Below are 558 nucleotides of genomic sequence, written 5' to 3'. Positions count from 1 at the left end.
GCAGCCATTAGAAGCGCGTGAATATCACGGTGAAAGTATTGAACCTATTACTCAAATTGGTTTAGTTGGCGCAAGCGAGCAAACAATCAAAGCTGTTAATGCAATTGCTGCAGGCCAATATGCAGCGCGTGACTTATGTGGCACTGAACCTGAGCGTATGGCTCCACCACGTTTTGCTGATTACTGCGTTGATTTATTTAAAGGCTCAAACATTGCGGTTGACGTAATTGATGATATTGCAGCTATTGATAAAAACTACCCAATGTTAAGTACTGTTGCTCGTGCATCGTATGCAGTTGAGCGCCATCACCCACGTGTTGTTAAGCTTGAATATGTACCAGGGGGCGAAATTACTCGTACACTTATGTTTGTAGGTAAGGGTCTTGTATACGATACAGGCGGTGCAGATTTAAAAGTAGGTGGTCATATGGCAGGCATGAGTCGCGATAAAGGTGGCGCTGCTTCTGTTGCGGGCTTTATGAAAGCCGTTGCGGATTATCAGCCTAAAGGCGTTAAAGTAGTATCGTACTTGGCTGTTGTTCGTAACTCTATTGGCTC

The 558-nt window shown here is 44.6% G+C and carries 1 pseudogene; it reads left to right on the top strand.

From position 1 onward, the window contains the following. Nucleotides 1-558, top strand: a pseudogene (locus L654_RS0100235) (leucyl aminopeptidase family protein); the annotation flags it as partial.

Origin of the sequence: Pseudoalteromonas sp. TAB23, assembly GCF_000498075.1 — a bacterium.
In the GTDB taxonomy this organism is placed as follows: domain Bacteria; phylum Pseudomonadota; class Gammaproteobacteria; order Enterobacterales; family Alteromonadaceae; genus Pseudoalteromonas; species Pseudoalteromonas arctica.
The sequence above is the reverse complement of the archived record's forward strand: the minus strand, read 5'-3'. Positions and strand labels throughout refer to the sequence as shown.